The following is an 867-nucleotide window of genomic DNA, read 5'->3' as shown; positions in this document are numbered from 1 at the left end:
CCATCGCTCAACGGATAAAAGCTACCCTGGGGATAACAGGCTGATCTCCCCCAAGAGTCCACATCGTCGGGGAGGTTTGGCACCTCGATGTCGGCTCATCGCATCCTGGGGCTGTATTCGGTCCCAAGGGTTTGGCTGTTCGCCAATTAAAGCGGTACGCGAGCTGGGTTCAGAACGTCGTGAGACAGTTCGGTCCCTATCTGTCGTGGGCGTAGGATATTTGAAAGGAGCTGTCCCTAGTACGAGAGGACCGGGATGGACGCACCTCTGGTGCACCAGTTGTCACGCCAGTGGCACAGCTGGGCAGCTAAGTGCGGATCGGATAAACGCTGAAGGCATCTAAGCGTGAAGCCGGCCTTAAGATAAGATATCCCACCAGGTTAACTGGGTAAGACCCCTGAAAGACTATCAGGTTGATAGGCTCAAAGTGTAAGCGTGGTGACACGTTCAGCTAGCGAGTACTAATCGGTCGAGGGCTTGACCTAAACAAATCCAGGTTCGAAGGTTTTCCATTGTTCAGTTTTGAGGGTGCTCCTACCGGAGAGAGCTGAAAAGCAAACCTCTAAAGTTTAACGCGGCACTGTACGCGATATGTGAGCTGATGTTGCCGATGCGTTACAGCGCGGATTGGCAGCGGGCACTGCCCGCATGAGCGCCATTAGCTCAGTTGGTATGGCCAGACGCTCAGCGAAAGCGAGCCGGAAGGTGAAGCTTGAGTGTTAGCGGTCGGCTAGTCCAACTGGAAAGAGTGTTTGGCGAAAATATGCGCCATTAGCTCAGTTGGTAGAGCAGCTGACTCTTAATCAGCGGGTCCCGGGTTCGAGTCCCTGATGGCGCACCAGATGGCCCGTTGGTCAAGCGGTTAAG

General features: G+C 54.3%; 1 tRNA gene and 1 rRNA gene. Both read left to right on the top strand.

The annotated features are described in order from the left end of the window. Positions 1 to 485 (top strand): 23S ribosomal RNA (locus tag WGC32_RS15040); the annotation flags it as partial. 280 nt (positions 486 to 765) lie between these two features. Next, positions 766 to 841 (top strand) — tRNA-Lys (locus WGC32_RS15035). Positions 842 to 867 lie beyond the last annotated feature (26 nt).

This window comes from Zongyangia acetica (assembly GCF_038739695.1).
Taxonomy (GTDB): Bacteria; Bacillota; Clostridia; order Oscillospirales; family Ruminococcaceae; genus Zongyangia; species Zongyangia gallinarum.
This window is presented reverse-complemented; position numbering and strand designations above follow the sequence as displayed.